We start from the raw sequence: 15343 nt of genomic DNA on the forward strand, positions 1-15343 counted from the left end.
ATGCGAATTGCGGTTGTCGGCGCAGGCGTGGTCGGGGTCGCGTCGGCCTATCTGCTGGCTCGCGCCGATCATGAGGTGATCCTGATCGACGCGGCTGCAGAGCCGGGTTGCGGGGCGAGCGCCGGCAATGCAGCCCAACTTTCCTGGGCCTATGGCGATGCCATGGCCTCGCCCGCGCTTTTGAAGCATCTGCCGGCCATCCTCGCCGGCCGAGATCCGGCGTTCCGGGTTCGCTGGAGGCTTGATGCCGATTTCCTGGTCTGGGGGCTGCGCTTCATGGCGAACATGCCGGCCCGGCGCTGGTGGAACAACACAAGCGAGATCCTGCAACTGGCCGATGAATCGCGCCGGGAAATGGCGAAGCTGCTGGCGGAGACGGAAATTGCTTTCGACTATCGCATCGCTGGCAAGCTGCACCTTTATCCTGACGCAAAGGGCCTTGCTGCGGCCCGGCTGACCATCGAGCGCAAGCGGCGGCTTGGCTTCGATCAACGTCTCCTGTCGCGCTGCGAAGCCGAAGAAGTGGAGCCGGCCCTGAAGACTTATCAGGGAGAAATCGCTGGCGCCGTTTACACGCCCGGCGACGCTCTTGGCGACGCGGTCGCCTTCTGCCGTCAACTGACGGATTTCATGGTGTCCAAAGGTCGGGTTTCGGCATGCTTCGGACGCAAGGTGGCCGGATTCGATCAGCACAAGGGACAGCTCTCGGCGGTACGGCTTACCGATCGCGATCCACTTGTCGTCGATGCCGCGGTCGTCACGGCGGGACCGTTGATCCATACGCTGGTCGCCGACCTGCCCGAAGCCGCTGAAATCCAGCCCGTGCGCGGCTATTCCCTGACCGTGCCTTGGCGGGAAGGAGCGCCGCGTGTCAGCTTGACGGATGTGAAGCGCAAACTAGCCTTCGCAACAATCGGTCAACGGCTGCGCGTTGCAGGGCTTGCCGACATCGAGCGGCCCGGCTCGGGCTTCGACGCGGATCGGTTCGGCATCCTGCGGGAGGTCGCCAGCGCCGTGTTGCCTGCCTGCTTCGACCGCCCGCCGGAAGAAGTCCGCTGGTCCGGCGAACGCCCGATGACGCCATCCTCCCGGCCGATCATCGCTCCCTCCCGCAGGATGCGCGGTCTCTATATCAATGCCGGGCACGGCATGCTTGGATGGACCCTCGCCCTCGGTTCCGCAAGACGGATAGCAAACCTGGTTGCCTGATGGGATCGATGTGCCAGGCCTATTGAATGCGAGCAGCCGAACGCGTCGACGATGCCAATAGGCAAGCCGTGCCATCCACCCGCCAGAGAACCATTTCATACAGTATCCACAAAGCTGACATCCGCATCTCACGCCTCGAGTGCAGGCACGTATCGGGTCCGGTTGTACAACGAACGTTAGCTGCTGTGAGTTGCTAAGGATGTCCGAAAATGGCGCAACCACGGCATCAGCGTGGTTCGTGTTTTCTCTCTGATGGACACAACCAATAGTGACCAGCAAACCGACCAGCAAATAGCTGACATGCATTGGCACCGCGCGGCACTCACGATGCAGCTGATACGTTGATTTCTTTCGATTATTTTTCACATTGGCACGCATGCCAAAAGGTGACTGGTGGGCCCGGAGGGACTCGAACCCCCAACCAAGCGGTTATGAGCCGCCGGCTCTAACCATTGAGCTACAGGCCCCACGCGGGCTGGATTAGTGTTTTTCTTGATCCCGCACAAGGCTTTAGAGGCGGTCTGGCCAAGATCGCCCAAATCAATCCATATTCGCTGCCTATTCGAGCTCTCGCCCTTGGCGAACAACGGAGTTTTTCGATGACCAGAGCCTTTTTGCCCCTCGCTTTTGCCGCCGCCGTCGCCCTTCCTGCAATCGCCGGCGCAGCCGAAGCCCCGCAACAGCCGTCGCCGCGCATCATCGTTTCCGGCGAAGGCGAGGCCACCGTGGCGCCGGACCTTGCACTTTTGTCGCTCAGCGTCATGCGCGAGGCCAAGACCGCGCGCGAAGCGCTCGACGCCAACAACGACGCCATGGCCGCCGTCATCGCGGCGATGAAGTCGGCCGGCGTCGCCGAGCGCGACCTGCAGACGGCGGGCATCCAGATCAACCCGCGCTACAATTATTCGAACAAGCCCGATGGCGGCCAGACCGCCGAATTGGTCGCCTATCAGGTCACCAACACGCTGTCCGTGCGGGTGCGCGACATTTCCAAGACCGGCGAGATCCTCGACAAGGCGGTGTCGCTCGGCGTCAACCAGGGTGGCGGTATTTCCTTCACCAACGAGAACCCGGCCGCCGTCATCGGCGAGGCCCGCAAGAAGGCGGTGGCCGACGCCATCGCCAAGGCCAAGACCTTGGCCGAGGCCGCCGGCGTCAGCGTCGGCAAGGTGCTGGAGATCACCGACCAGAACTTCATGTCGCCGCCCATGCCGATGAACGCCAAGGCTTATGACGCCGCCGGCGCCTCGGTTCCGGTGCAGGCCGGAGAAAATGCCTACCGGGTGATGGTCAACGTCACCTTCGAGCTGAAGTAAAAAGAGGCGCGGCGCGACTGGATGGTCGCGCCGCGCGCTCTCTTTTCCAGGACTGCAAATGAAAAAACCCGGAGGATCGTTCCTCCGGGGTTTTTCGTTCGCGTTGCGCCAGACGCCGTGCCTTAGCGGTAAAGCACCGGGCAGCCGCGCTCGCGGCCGAACACCACCATGGTGCGTTCGCCGTCCTGGCGGCCGGCAACCTTGATGACGCGGCGGTTCACATCGACGATGCGGGCGCGCCAGATGCCCATGCGCTCGGCCTTGTTCAGCGCCCATTCCGGCGAACAGCCGCGGCGCCAGTCGCGATCGCGACCCCAACCGCGCTCGTCGCTCCAGCGGTCGCGGCGCCAGTCACGATTGTCGTCGCGCTCGCCGGCATAGACGCCGAAGCGCGGCTCGCCGCTGCCGAAATTCAGATAGACGCCGTCGGCCTGGGCGGTGGTAGGAACCGCGGCAAGCGCGCTGAAACCGACGAGAGCCGAGAGCGCGGCAGCCTTGATCTTGGTCAACATGGTCTTCTCCTTGTCAGAAGCGTTGGTTGCTTGGTCTTCAAACCCTGTTCGCCGAAGCGATGACGCAACCATAGAAAGGCCCGGCTGAACCGAACGGGAACCGCATGTTCATGCGAGGTTCATTTGGCCGGTGGCCATAGTCGGGCATGGAAAAGGAACCGCGCCTGCGCCGCGCGCATGCTTGTTCGACCGGCAAAACGGGCCCCTCAGGGCTCCTCGTCGAGCACGTAGTCGAAATAGTCTTCCGGCTCGGCGAGCTCGCTCTCGCTGGCGCTGACGCGGCCGCGCATCGAGACGCCGGCTTCGTGCACCGTCTCGGCGCTGCCCGAGACAAGCGGGTGCCACCAGTAGAGGTCATGGCCCTCGGCGACGAGGCGATAGCCGCATGTGGACGGCAGCCAGCTGATGGTGCGCACATTCTGCGGCGTCAGCCCGACGCAGTCGGGAACCCGCGCCAGGCGGTTGGCATAGTCGGCGCAGCGGCAGGTTCCGGCATCGAACAGCCGGCAGGCGACGCTGGTCCAGTAGATCTCGCCGCTGTCCTCGTCCTCGAGTTTCGACAGGCAGCATTTGCCGCAACCGTCGCACAGCGATTCCCACTCGGCCGGAGACATCTCCTCCAGCGCCTTCGTCTTCCAGAACGGTTGCGTTGCCATCGCAGGGATGTGGCGCGCCGGAACCGCCGCGTCAAGCGCGCAGCGCCAATGTCATCAAAGCGCCCATTCGATATCCCTATCCTCGTTGCCACACCCCACGCCGGCCCCGATTGCCACGTTTATGGGCCTCGGCAGCGCCACATACCCCGTCAAGGAGATCAGATATGAAGCGCCAACCACGCATCCTCGCCGGTACGGCCCTTGGCCTGCTGATGGCTTCATCGCCGCTTGCCGCCTTGCCATTGCAGAATGACACCGCTCTCCGTTCGGTGACCGCCCTGCCGCTGATCCTTGCCCAGGCCGAAGGCGGCGGCGAGGCGACCGACGGCGGCCCGGCGCCGGCCGAACAGGCCGCCCCGGAGCCGCAGCCGGCGCCCGAACCTGTTGCGGTGCCCGAGCCCGTCGCCTTGCCCGAACCGGTGGCACAGGCTGCGCCGGCACCGCAGATAGAAGCCCAGACCGAAGCGCCGGCGCCAGCGGAAGAGCCGGCGGAACAGAAACCGCACAAGAAGAAGCCGGTCGAGGAACAGGCTGAGCCCGTCCCTCGGAAGCAGCCGCAAGCCGAAGCTCCGGCCGCCGAACCGGAGCAAAAGCCGCGCAAGAAACAGCCAGTCGAGGAACAAGCCGAGCCAGCGCCTCGGAAGCAACCCCAGGCCGAGGCCCCGGCCGTGGAGCCTGAGCAGAAACCGCACAAGAAAAAACCGGTCGAGGAACAGGCTGAGCCCGCCCCTCAGAAGCAGCCGCAAGCCGAAGCTCCGGCCGCCGAACCGGAGCAGAAGCCGCGCGCCAAGAAGGAAAAGCCGGCCGAGGAACAGCAGGAACCGGTCAAGAAGCCGGCAGCCGAAGAGAAACCCGCGCCCGAAGTGAAGCCGGCGCCGGCGGAAAAACCCGCCGAGCAGCCCAAAGCCAAGCCCGCGCCAGCCGAGGAGCCTGCCGCCAAACCCGCCGAAAAGCCTGCCGAAGGCGAGCAGAAACCGGCGGCCGAAAAACCGAAACCGGCGCCCGAGGGTGAAAAGCCCGCCGCCGAAAAACCGGCGGCGGAAAAGCCTGCCAAGCAGCCGGAGGCATCGCCCGCACCGGCCGAAAAGCCTGCGGAAGGCGCCAAGCCGAAACCCGAGACCAGCGAAGAGCCGGCCAAGGAAGGGCATAAGCCTGTTCCCGCCGAGGGCGAAAAGAAGCCAGGCGAGCAGCCCGAGGCCAAGCCGCAGCCTGGCGAGAAACCAGCAGAAGGTGAGCAGAAACCGGCAGCGGAGCAACCCAAGCCCGCGGCGGAACAGCCCAAGCCCGCGGAAAAGCCGGTCGAGGGCCAGGCGCCGGCCAATCCCAATGCCGCGCCGATCTTCGACAGCCAGAAGCAGCCGGAGCGCCCGGCCGAGGGCCAGAAGGGCGAACCGGCCAAGCCGCAGCCCGGCCAGGCGACAACCCAGCAGCCGGCGCAGCAACCTGTTCAGCCGGCCCAGCAACCCGCGCAGAAACCGGCGGAAAAGCCAGCGCCGCCGCCGGTCGACGACAAGGCCGCCCAGGCGACGATCCAGCCGGAGAAGATCGCGCCCGTCACCCAGGAGAAGGGCACGCGGCTGGAACGCGCGCCCGACTTCGACGTGCGCAAGATGCAGCGCCCGGAAGGAGCCGACATCGTCAAGAATTTCGGCGACCGCACCATCATCCAGTTCAACAACCAGATCATCGTCGAGAGCAACGACCGCCCGCGCCTCACCCGCGACGCGCAGGATGTCTATTACGAAGACCTGCCCGGCGGCCGCACCCGCGAAACCGTGGTGCGCGACAACGGCAACCAGATCATCACCGTTCGCAACCGCTACGGCGATATCGTGCGGCGTTCGCGCATCACCCCGGACGGTCGCGAATATGTGCTGAGCTATGTCGACGAACGCTATTATGAGGAAATGCACGACTGGCGTGACCCAGGCGACGACCTGCCACCGATCTATGTCGATATCCCGCGCGACGAATACATCCTGGAATCCGAGCGCGTACGCAGCCCCGACGACTATTATGTCTTCCTCGAGCGGCCGCCGGTGGAGAAGGTCCGGCGCCTCTATTCGATCGACGAGGTCAAGCGCTCGGCCCGCGTGCGCGACATCGCCCGACGCATCGATCTCGACACGCTGAACTTCGATTTCGGCTCGTCGACCATTGCCGAGAGCGAAGTCGAGAAACTGCAAGGCGTGGCGGACGCCATGCAGAAGCTGCTCGCCAAGAACCCGGCCGAAACCTTCCTGATCGAAGGCCATACCGACGCGGTCGGCTCCGATCTCGCCAATCTGGCGCTGTCGGACCGGCGCGCCGAGGCCGTGGCCAACGCGCTCACCAATGTCTTCGACATCCCGCCGGAGAACCTGACCACGCAGGGTTATGGCGAGCGCTATCTCAAGATCAACACGCAGAAGCCGGAACGCGAGAACCGTCGTGTCGCCATCCGCCGCATCACGCCGTTGGTGGCCCCGGTTGCTAACGCTAAATAGGCGGTGAAGGCGCTAGGGCATTGATTCGCCACAATGGGAGCCCCAAATGTTAATGGGGTTCCCTGCCCTGTCCCGTCTCCAGCGGGACATCAAGAGGCCCGGCCGGCTTACTCCACCGACCGGGCCTTCTTTTGGAAAGGCATGGCCGGCATCTTGCCAAGATCGTGCCTCTCGCCCAAAAACGACAGCGGTTAGCGCCTGTTGAACTGCCGCCTTGCAGGCCGACATCGTTCCGCCCTCAACACGCCCAGAAGCACGGACGCCTTTTTATGAAACGCCTCGAACTTGCCGTCGAATCCATCATCCTGGCCTCGCGCTGGCTGCTGGTGGTTTTCTACCTCGGGCTCGGCCTGGCGCTCGCCATCTACGCGATGTCCTTCGCCAAGAAACTCTACGAATTCATCTCCAAGGTCATGATCCTGGACGACACCGACACGATCCTGAAGATCCTCGGCCTGATCGACGCAGCCCTTGTCGCCTCGCTGGTGGTAATGGTCATCATCTCCGGCTACGAAAACTTCGTCAGCCGCTTCGACGAGCATGAAGGCAAGGTGCACTGGCTGGGTACCATCGACGTCGGCTCGCTGAAGGTGAAGGTCGCCTCGACGATCGTGGCCATTTCCTCGATCCACCTCCTGCAGGTGTTCCTCAACTCCTCGTCCTATTCGACCGAGCAGTTGATGTGGCTGACCCTGATCCACCTCACCTTCGTCCTGTCGGCGCTGATGCTGGCCTATATCGACCGGCTGATGGGCCACGGAAAGGGCGGGAAGAAAGTGTCGGAAGATATCTGACCGGCGCAGCCCGGTTCGCAACCGGGCTCAGAACAGCCCGGTCAGCTTGGTGTCGCTGCGCGCGAAAACCTCGTCCGGCACGAAGAAGTCGCCGGCCAGCGCGCCCTTGGCGCCCGGCGCGTAGTGCGAGAAATCGGTGATGCCCTCGGCGCGCAGTACCTCTTCATCGATATAGAAATTGCCCGTCGCCTCGCCAGACGGCCGGGTCAGGATGGCGTGCGCCGCATCGGCCATGATCTCCGGCGACCGGCTCATCGCGGCGACCGTGTTGCCGCCCAGAAGATTGCGCACCGCAGCCGTATCGATCGTCGTCAGCGGCCACAGGGAATTGACCGCAATGCCGGCGGAAGCGAACTCCGCGCTCATGCCCAGCGTGCACATCGACATGCCGAATTTCGCCATCGTGTAGGCGACATGGCCCTTGAACCACTTGGCTTTCATGTCGAGCGGCGGCGCCAGATTCAAAATGTGAGGATTTTGCGCCAACTTCAGGTGCGGAACGCACATTTTGGAGACCAGGAACGTGCCGCGCGTGTTGATCTGGTGCATCAGATCGTAGCGCTTCATGTCGGTTTCCAGCGTGCCGGTCAGCTGGATGGCGCTGGCATTGTTGATGCAGATGTCGATGCCGCCGAAGCGCTCGACTGTCTTCGCCACTGCCTCCGCCACCTGCGCTTCCTCGCGGATGTCGCACAGCACCGGCAGCGCCTCGCCGCCGGCCTGCTCGATCTCCTGCGCCGCCGTGTGGATCGTGCCCGGCAGCTTCGGATGCGGGGTGTCGGTCTTGGCGGCGATGGTGACGTTGGCGCCATCGCGTGCGGCGCGCAGCGCGATCGCCAGGCCGATGCCTCGCGAGCCGCCCGAAATGAACAGCGTTTTTCCCTTGAGCGACATGATGCGGCCTCCCTGCAGCGATGGCCGATCCTTGCCCGGCTGCCACCATCGCGCAAGGGCGAACCGGCCAACGCCGTGGTGACGCTGCGGAGGCCCACCTTTCCTGGGCGCGATTGCAGCGTCGCGATGGCGAGTATATATTCTATATAAAAAGGTAGAACATATAATGGCGTTGTCGATCAAGAATGCACAGGTCGAGAAACTGGCGCGCGAACTGGCGCGGCGTCGACGCGTGTCGGTGACCGAAGCGATCCGGCAAAGCCTTGAGCGCGAGGTGGCGCGCGAAAGGCTGGTGCCACGCGAAGCGCCGAATGACATGTACAACAAGCTGATGGCGATCGTTGAGCGTTCCGCCCTAATCCCAACGGACACCGATCTGACCGAGGACGAGATCCTCGGCTATGACGAATTCGGGATCCCCTCGAAGTGATCGTCGACACTTCGGTGCTGATCGCAATTCTGCTGGCTGAAGAAGGCTTCGAGAATTATCTGCGCGTTCTGCAGCAGGCGCCGTTGAAGCGCATCGCTGCTCCGACCTTGCTGGAAGCCACGATGGTCATCCTCGGCAGGAAAGGCGAACAAGGGCCCGAACTTCTCGATGATCTGCTGCGGACGGCACAAATCGAAACCACAACCTTCACTCCAGACCATGCCGCCGTCGCCCGTCAGGCCTTCCTGCGTTACGGCAAGGGGCGCCACGCCGCTGGCCTGAATTTCGGCGATTGCATTTCCTACGCCACGGCCAAGCTGGAAGCGATGCCGCTGCTGTTCAAGGGCGACGACTTCCGCCAGACCGACATCGAGGCAGCAGCCTGACAGGACATGCAAAAGATCTCGACGGGGCCGGCCGCGCTGCAATCCCAACGCGCCCTAGACCAGCACCAGCCCTTGCCGCATGGCGATGGCAATCGCGTCAGTGCGGTTGGCTGCGCCAAGCTTGGTCAGGATCGCCGCGACGTGGAACTTGGCGGTGTGCACGGAAATGTCGAGCCGGCGGGCGATCACCTTGTTGGGCGCGCCTTCGGCGAGCAGTGCCAGCACCTCGGCTTCGCGCGGCGACAGCGCCGGCCGCACCGCCCCATCATGGTCCGCCGAGCCGTTTGCATGGTCGTCCGGCTCCGCCGCGAAGCCGGTCGGTTCGAAAGCATCCTCGTCGCGCACCGCATGGTATCCGGCCGTCGCCAGGCGGGCGGCAGCGGCGATCAGCCCGTCCTCGGCATTGGGCGGCAAAACAGCGAAGACGCGACCGGCGCCACCATTGACCGCCGGAACCGGACGGGCCGACAACAGCACCAGCGGCACGTCCAAAGGAAAGGCTGCGTTGTCGACAATTGCCACATCGATGCCGGCCGCGCTGCCCACAGTTACGGGCGTGAAGTCCTCGCCGGCAGCCAGCGACGCCGACAGCCGCTCGGCCCGCCCGGCATCGCCGAGCGCGATCAGCACTGTCAGTCGTCTGCTCTCTGCCATCGGTACTCCCTAGGATTGCCTGGAACTTGAACAGGCCGTGGCGAAAATGGCGAGAAGCGAGCACCGAAGCGGAGCGTACTTAAAGTACGTGAGCATCGGAGCGCAGATCCTCGCAATTTGCAGCCCGGCCTGATCAAGTTCCAGGCGATCCTCTCAGTTCAGCGGCTTTTCGCCGATCGTCACGACAACCTCGCTACGGCTGCCGCCACGCAGGATGTCGAGTTTCACCTGGGTGCCTGCGCTGTCCGGCCCCAGCCTGCGCATCAGCCCGCGCGGTCCTTCGACGGGCTCGCCGTTCCAGGCCACGATGATGTCGCCGACATGCAGGCCGGCGGCCTTCGCCGGACCGCTGTCGTCAAGGCTCATCACCATGGCGCCGACCGCGTCGCCGTCGCGCGCCGGATGCAGCGCCGCGCCCAGATAACCGCGCACGACATGGCCTTTTTCCTTCAGCACCGCCACAGTGCGCTCGATGGTCTCGAACGGGATGACCAGCGCGCGCCGGCGCGGACCGAACAAAAGCATACCGATCAGGTCGCCTTTAGCATCCAGCACCGGGCCGCCTTCGAAGCGCCCGCCGGTGCCGACGGCCAGGTTGATACGCCGGTCGATGGTGCCGCTGCGCATCGAGCGCCAGGCAGGCCCGACCTCGGCGACCGTTCCAAGCACGCTGAGTGCCGCACCTTCGCCGTTGCCGATGGCGATGGCGACATGGCCGGGCCGCACGGCCCCTGCTTTCGCCAGCGCCGGCAGGCCGGACCGGTCCGATTTCAAAAGGGCGATGCCGGTCGAAGGGTCGCGCCCGGCGAGCGTCGCCTTCACGGTCTCGCCCGAGCCGAGCGTCAGTTCGATGTCCTCGTCCGCGTCGAGGATTTCCTCGGCGGCGACGAAAAAGCCGTCGCCCCAATGGAAGGCTGTGGCGGTGCGCCCGTGATGGACGCGCAGGCTGGCGGCGGCGGGTGCCGCCTTTGCCGCGATGTCGGCGACGGCATCCGAAAAGGCGCCGAGATTGAAGTCGCTCATTGTGACCTCCAGAGTTCTTGTCTGCTCCAGATATCGCTGTCCTTGGCGGGCAATGATACTCGCCTGACGGCTAGTCCGGCTTGCTTCTGGCCATCTGGTCAGGTCGCGGCAAAGCGGCGCGCTCCGCACATATAGGCATCGATCCGCAAAATCACACGGAGCCTGCCATGGCGCTGCCCGCTTTCGACCCCTCCCCCCGCGACGACGCCCTGCTCGATGCCTATTCTATGACGGTCGCCGATGCCGTCGACCGTATCGGCCCGGCCGTGTGCCGCATCGAACGCATCGGCGGCCGTGGCGGCCATGGCTCGGGTTTCGTCATTTCGCCGGACGGGCTGATCGTCACCAATTTCCACGTGGTCGGCGATGCCCGCGCCGTGCGTGTCGCCATGCCTGATGGCAGCGTCGACGAGGGCCGCGTGCTCGGCTCAGATCCCGACACCGACATCGCACTGGTGCGCGCCGGCGGCTCGTTTGCCAATGTCGCGCCGCTCGGCGATTCCAAACGGCTCAGGCGCGGCCAGATCGCCATCGCCATCGGCAATCCGCTCGGCTTCGAATGGACCGTCACCGCCGGCGTCGTCTCGGCGCTCGGCCGTTCGATGCGCGCCACCACCGGCCGGCTGATCGACGACGTCATCCAGACCGATGCGGCGCTCAATCCCGGCAATTCCGGCGGGCCGCTGGTCTCGTCCGCCGGCGAGGTGATCGGCGTCAACACCGCCATGATCCCGGGCGCACAGGGCATCGCCTTCGCCGTCGCCTCCAACACCGCCAATTTCGTCATCTCCGAGATCATCCGCTTCGGCCGGGTGCGCCGCGCCTTCATCGGCGTCTCCGCCGATACGACCAACCTGCCGCGCCGCGCCGCTTTGCTCTCGCAGGTTACCAGCAGCACGGCGGTGCGGCTGCGCACAGTCGACCCCTCCGGGCCGGCAGCAAAATCGGGCCTGAAGGAAGGCGACATCATCGCCGCCATCGACGGAAGGCCCGTCACCGGTGTCGACGATCTGGTCAGGATGCTCGATGCCGAGCGCATCGGCCGCGAGACGGTCTGCACGGTGTTACGCCGCAGCGGCGTCAGCCGCATCGCGGTCACACCGACTGCAAGACCTTCCTGAGCTAGGTGGCGGTCAACACCCGCCGCAAAAGAGCCACCAGCCACGCCGCCAGTTCGCCGGTCGGATCGAGGTCGGGATCGAAGATCGTCACATCCATGCCGATGCAGCCCGGCCTTGCCGCCAGCGTTCCCAGGATAGCGACGAGTTCGTCCGGATCGATACCCGGGCTGCCCGGCGAATCCACCGCCGGCATGAAAGTCTGGTCCAGCGCGTCGACGTCGAAATGCAGCCAGAAACGGCCGCCGCCGCGCGCCAGCACCGGCTCGACCCGTGCGAGCACGCCTGCCGCGCCGAGTTCGCGTGCGGCAAACACGTCGACCAGCGTCATCTCGGTCGCCGCGATGTCGTGCCAGGCAAAATCGGCATCGCGGCTTTCCCGCTCGCCGATCTGGGCCACCTGATCGTCGCGCAGCAACGGCCCCTCTATGCCCGGCCATTCGGTGAGCAAGGCCTCGCCACGGCCGGTCGCCGCCGCCAGGTCCATCCCGGCGGCCGAGCCCAGCGGCAGATTGTCGTCATCATTGCCTGGATGGCGGAAGTCGCTGTGACCGTCGACATGCACCAGCGACAGCAGCCCTGACCGTCGCGCGCCGGCCAACCCGCCGAGCAGGACGGTGCAATCGCCGCCGACGATCAGCGGAAATTGCCCTCGCCCGACGGTCTCGGCGACGATATCGGCCAGTTGCAGGCTGAAGGTCCGGATCGCCGGGCCGTTGCGCAGCCTGGTGCCCGGCTGCGGCTCGGTGCTGTAGGCAGGTCGATCGAGGTCGACAATCCGCGCCGGCGCCAGCGCCTCGAGCAGCCCGGCGTCGGTCAATGCCTGCGGCGCCCGCCAGGTGCCCGGTTCATGACCGGGCCTCAGTGGCCTGAGGCCAAGATTGAACGGTGCCCGGATAAGGCAGAGATCGCGCATGGAAAGGGCCCGGTTGTTCGCCGGGCCCACCATAGGTCGTTCGTCGGGACGATGTCATCTTGGCCGGATCGGCAACCCGTAGACTGCCGACAACTGCTGTCAAACTGGTCCGCTCAGACGCCGACTGCCTCCGGCGCGAACTGCGGCAGAAACTCCTCGCTCGGCGGGATCGGCCTGATCACGTCGATCAGCACGCCATTGGGGTCGCGGGTGATGAAGTGGCGCTGACCGAACGCCTCGTCGCGCAGCGAGCGCAGGATCGGCAGGCCGGCCGCGACAAGGCGCTCATGCACGGCGTCGACATCCTTTACCTCGAAATTGATCAGCAGACCGGAGGCACGGCCGCGCCCTTCCGCCGGGATCGTCTCGTGGTCGCCCTGCACGATGCCGAGATTGACACGTTTGTCCTCGGACGATTGCAGATGCACGTACCAGTCGCTTTCGAACAGCGGCCTGAAGCGGAAATGCTCGACATAGAACGCCGTGGTGCCGGCCACGTCGCCGGTCATCAATACGGGATAATAGCTGGTGGTTTTCATGGCTTTTCTTCCTCTTGAAATAAACATACAGTCTGCATGTAGATCGAAATAACATACAGGCTGCATGTATGCAAGTGGCCAATCCGCGCCGTTCCAACCGCGACCGCACCGAGGCCACGCGCAGCGACCTGATCGCCGCCGCGCGCCGGCTTTTCACGGAAAAATCCTATGCCGAGACCGGCACGCCGGAGATCGTGGCGGCCGCCGGCCTCACGCGCGGCGCGCTCTACCACCACTTCGTCGACAAGCAGGCGCTGTTCCGCGCCGTGGTCGATGCCGAGGCGGCCGCGGTCGCCGCCGAGATCGAGCGGACCGCGCCCACCACGCTATCGGCGCGCGATGCGCTGCTTGCCGGCGGCGAAGCCTATATCGGCGCCATGGGCGTGCCCGGTCGCACCCGTCTGCTCCTGGTCGACGGCCCTGCCGTACTCGGCCGTGCCGAGATGGACGCCATCGACGCCCGTCATGGCAACCGCACCCTGCGCGAAGGTCTGGCGGCGACGATGCGCGCCGGCGACCTGCCGAGATTGCCCCTGGATGCGCTGACATCGCTGCTGGGCGCGGCCTTCGACCGCGCCGCCCTTGCCGTCGACGCCGGTGGTTCCCCCGACGACTACCGGGCGGTGCTTGCCGCCGTCATCGACGGGCTGATGCGCAGTCCGTCAGGCTCTTGAGCCGCCCTCAGCCGCTCCTCGCGTTCGCTCATATGCTGCAATGTCGAACAGACCTTCGGCAATTCCTCTTTGAACCGCTCGATCAGCCAGCTTCCCGCTGGTCCCGGCGGCGTGTCGGCCCGGTAGAAGGCGTGCAGCGGATAAGGCCGCTCCGGATAGGGTTCGAGGTCGAGGATCTTGAGCCGGCCAGCCGACACATCCTCAAGGATCATCCAGGTTGGCAGGCCGCCCCAGCCGAGACCGGACAGGATTAGGTCGCGCTTGGTCGACATGTCGGTCATGCGCCAGGTGCGGTAGGCGAAGACGCTGAACTCCTTGCCCTCGGTGATCTTGCTGACATCGGAAACGACGAGCTGGATATGCTCGCGCACTTCCGACAGCGGCACCCTGCCCTGGTAGGTGGCAAGCGGGTGGCCGGGTGCCGCGACCGGCGTCATCGAGGCATCGCCGACGCGCACCGACACCAATTCGTCGCCGAGCGTTTGCGGTTGGCCGCCGAAACTGAGATCGCTGAGCCGCTGCGCCAGCTGGTCCCAGATCACGCCGAGCGCTCCGACATTGAGTTTCAGCGACACCGACGGAAACTCCACCTCAAAGGCGGCGAGTGTCCTGACCAGCGCCGGTGAAGGCACCGTCACGTCGACGGCGATCGCCAGTTCGGCTTCCAGGCCGCGCTTCAGCCCGTCCGCGCGGGCGCGGATGTCCTGCAGCACGCCGATCATGCGCCGTGCATCGGCCAGCATCGCCTTGCCCTCGGCCGTCAGCGTCGGTTCACGCGTGCCTTCGCGCGTGAACAATTTGAGTTCCAGCTGTCCCTCCAGATTGGCGATCGTATAGCTGATCACTGATTGGGCGCGGTTGAGGTGGCGGGCAGCGCGGGAGAAGCTGCCGGTCTCAGCTACCGCCAGGAACACCTGCAACTGGTCAAGGGTCGGGTTCGCCTGCATGGCTTATCCATTTTCTGGATACATTCGATACATATTTTCCCAATTTTTTGGATGAGTGTCGAGGATTATCTCTGTCTCCGAAATCAGGCGGTTGTCCGCCATCACCAACGGAGAGCAAAAATGTCCAACATCCTTCTCGTCACTTCGAGCCCGCGCGGCGCTGCCTCGCATTCCACCCGCGTCGCCACCGAACTTGCCACCAAGCTGCAGGCCGCCCTGCCGGGCTCCACCGTCACCACCCGCGACCTCGTCGCCAACCCGCTGCCGCATATCGAGCCTGACTACGCCACCGGCATCTACACGCCGGCTGAAGCCCGCACGCCGCGCCAGACCGACCTGGTCAGCGTCTCCGATGTCGCCGTCGACGAACTGTTCGCCGCCGACCACATCGTGCTTGCCACCGGCTTCATCAACTTCTCGATTTCCTCGACGCTGAAGTCGTGGGTCGACCACATCTCGCGTTCGGGCAAGACCTTTTCCTACACCGCCAACGGTCCGAAGGGCCTGGTCACCGGCAAGAAGGTCTATGTCGTGCTGGCTTCCGGCGGCATCTATTCCGAAGGCCCGGCCGCGGTGATGGACTTCGCAGTGCCCTATCTGAAGAGCGTGCTCGCCTTCAACGGCATGACCGACGTCGAGGTCATCCGCGTCGAGGGCGTTGGCATGGGCGAGGATGCCGTGAAGGCTGCCCTTGCCAATGCCGGGAAACAGGTCGACGCCATCGCTGCCTCGGCTACCGAAATTGCTCTCTCGGCTGCCGCGGCCTGATCAAGGTCGACCAACGCAACA

Annotated in this window: 17 protein-coding genes and 1 tRNA gene; 9 read left to right on the forward strand and 9 right to left on the reverse strand. The window is 64.9% G+C overall.

All coding sequences use genetic code 11. From position 1 onward, the window contains the following. Complete coding sequence (locus tag QFZ88_RS06155; protein ID WP_024923642.1) at positions 1–1209, forward strand: FAD-dependent oxidoreductase; 1209 nt, start codon at positions 1–3, stop codon at positions 1207–1209. A gap of 391 nt (positions 1210–1600) precedes the next feature. On the opposite strand, the gene QFZ88_RS06160 is transcribed toward QFZ88_RS06155, so the two are convergent. Further along, a tRNA-Ile gene (locus QFZ88_RS06160) sits at positions 1601–1676 on the reverse strand. A gap of 132 nt (positions 1677–1808) precedes the next feature. On the opposite strand from QFZ88_RS06160, the gene QFZ88_RS06165 reads away from it, so the two are divergent. Continuing rightward, entirely contained in the window at positions 1809–2525 is a 717-nt protein-coding gene (locus QFZ88_RS06165; RefSeq protein WP_024923643.1) for an SIMPL domain-containing protein, read from the forward strand. A gap of 122 nt (positions 2526–2647) precedes the next feature. On the opposite strand, the gene QFZ88_RS06170 is transcribed toward QFZ88_RS06165, so the two are convergent. Together QFZ88_RS06170 and QFZ88_RS06175 are read right to left on the reverse strand one after the other, a co-directional pair. Continuing rightward, positions 2648–3037: a hypothetical protein gene (locus QFZ88_RS06170; protein WP_024923644.1), complete on the reverse strand. Its 390-nt coding sequence runs from the start codon at positions 3035–3037 to the stop codon at positions 2648–2650. Between the two features lie 206 nt (positions 3038–3243). After that, complete coding sequence (locus tag QFZ88_RS06175) at positions 3244–3693, reverse strand: YcgN family cysteine cluster protein (RefSeq protein ID WP_024923645.1); 450 nt, start codon at positions 3691–3693, stop codon at positions 3244–3246. Positions 3694–3857: 164 nt separating this feature from the next. On the opposite strand from QFZ88_RS06175, the gene QFZ88_RS06180 reads away from it, so the two are divergent. Both QFZ88_RS06180 and QFZ88_RS06185 read left to right on the forward strand, forming a co-directional pair. Continuing rightward, positions 3858–6179 (forward strand): OmpA family protein, encoded by a 2322-nt coding sequence (locus tag QFZ88_RS06180; protein ID WP_024923646.1) that lies wholly within the window; start codon positions 3858–3860, stop codon positions 6177–6179. A 269-nt stretch (positions 6180–6448) separates the two neighbouring features. Further along, a complete protein-coding gene (locus QFZ88_RS06185; protein WP_024923647.1) occupies positions 6449–6973 on the forward strand; it encodes a TIGR00645 family protein in 525 nt (174 codons plus the stop codon). A gap of 27 nt (positions 6974–7000) precedes the next feature. On the opposite strand, the gene QFZ88_RS06190 is transcribed toward QFZ88_RS06185, so the two are convergent. Next, complete coding sequence (locus tag QFZ88_RS06190) at positions 7001–7867, reverse strand: SDR family oxidoreductase (protein WP_024923648.1); 867 nt, start codon at positions 7865–7867, stop codon at positions 7001–7003. A 166-nt stretch (positions 7868–8033) separates the two neighbouring features. Between QFZ88_RS06190 and QFZ88_RS06195 the strand changes: the two genes are divergently transcribed. Both QFZ88_RS06195 and QFZ88_RS06200 read left to right on the forward strand, forming a co-directional pair. Then, positions 8034–8297 carry a type II toxin-antitoxin system VapB family antitoxin gene (locus tag QFZ88_RS06195; RefSeq protein ID WP_024923649.1) on the forward strand — a complete coding sequence of 88 codons (264 nt, stop codon included), beginning with the start codon at positions 8034–8036 and terminating at the stop codon, positions 8295–8297. Next, positions 8294–8683 (forward strand): type II toxin-antitoxin system VapC family toxin, encoded by a 390-nt coding sequence (locus QFZ88_RS06200; protein WP_024923650.1) that lies wholly within the window; start codon positions 8294–8296, stop codon positions 8681–8683. The genes QFZ88_RS06195 and QFZ88_RS06200 overlap by 4 nt, the downstream gene beginning before the upstream one ends. 54 nt (positions 8684–8737) lie before the next feature. On the opposite strand, the gene QFZ88_RS06205 is transcribed toward QFZ88_RS06200, so the two are convergent. Both QFZ88_RS06205 and QFZ88_RS06210 read right to left on the reverse strand, forming a co-directional pair. Then, a complete protein-coding gene (locus tag QFZ88_RS06205; RefSeq protein ID WP_051504759.1) occupies positions 8738–9337 on the reverse strand; it encodes a response regulator transcription factor in 600 nt (199 codons plus the stop codon). Positions 9338–9490: 153 nt separating this feature from the next. Beyond that, entirely contained in the window at positions 9491–10360 is an 870-nt protein-coding gene (locus QFZ88_RS06210) for a S1C family serine protease (protein WP_024923651.1), read from the reverse strand. A 167-nt stretch (positions 10361–10527) separates the two neighbouring features. Between QFZ88_RS06210 and QFZ88_RS06215 the strand changes: the two genes are divergently transcribed. Then, complete coding sequence (locus tag QFZ88_RS06215) at positions 10528–11481, forward strand: S1C family serine protease (protein ID WP_024923652.1); 954 nt, start codon at positions 10528–10530, stop codon at positions 11479–11481. Position 11482: 1 nt separating this feature from the next. Here the strand turns inward: QFZ88_RS06215 and QFZ88_RS06220 are convergent, their stop codons facing one another. Both QFZ88_RS06220 and QFZ88_RS06225 read right to left on the reverse strand, forming a co-directional pair. Beyond that, the gene (locus tag QFZ88_RS06220; RefSeq protein ID WP_024927316.1) at positions 11483–12394 is read right to left on the reverse strand and encodes an arginase family protein; all 912 of its coding nucleotides are present in this window, start codon (positions 12392–12394) and stop codon (positions 11483–11485) included. 113 nt (positions 12395–12507) lie between these two features. Beyond that, a complete protein-coding gene (locus QFZ88_RS06225; RefSeq protein WP_024923654.1) occupies positions 12508–12933 on the reverse strand; it encodes a VOC family protein in 426 nt (141 codons plus the stop codon). Positions 12934–13001: 68 nt separating this feature from the next. Here QFZ88_RS06225 and QFZ88_RS06230 point away from each other — a divergent pair, with 68 nt between their 5' ends. Further along, complete coding sequence (locus QFZ88_RS06230) at positions 13002–13607, forward strand: TetR/AcrR family transcriptional regulator (protein ID WP_024923655.1); 606 nt, start codon at positions 13002–13004, stop codon at positions 13605–13607. On the opposite strand, the gene QFZ88_RS06235 is transcribed toward QFZ88_RS06230, so the two are convergent. Beyond that, positions 13547–14554: a LysR family transcriptional regulator gene (locus QFZ88_RS06235; protein ID WP_024923656.1), complete on the reverse strand. Its 1008-nt coding sequence runs from the start codon at positions 14552–14554 to the stop codon at positions 13547–13549. The genes QFZ88_RS06230 and QFZ88_RS06235 overlap by 61 nt on opposite strands. A 120-nt stretch (positions 14555–14674) precedes the next feature. Between QFZ88_RS06235 and QFZ88_RS06240 the strand changes: the two genes are divergently transcribed. Beyond that, positions 14675–15322: an FMN-dependent NADH-azoreductase gene (locus QFZ88_RS06240; RefSeq protein WP_024923657.1), complete on the forward strand. Its 648-nt coding sequence runs from the start codon at positions 14675–14677 to the stop codon at positions 15320–15322. Positions 15323–15343 lie beyond the last annotated feature (21 nt).

It is taken from the genome of Mesorhizobium sp. YL-MeA3-2017, assembly GCF_030814575.1.
Classification (GTDB): domain Bacteria; phylum Pseudomonadota; class Alphaproteobacteria; order Rhizobiales; family Rhizobiaceae; genus Mesorhizobium; species Mesorhizobium terrae.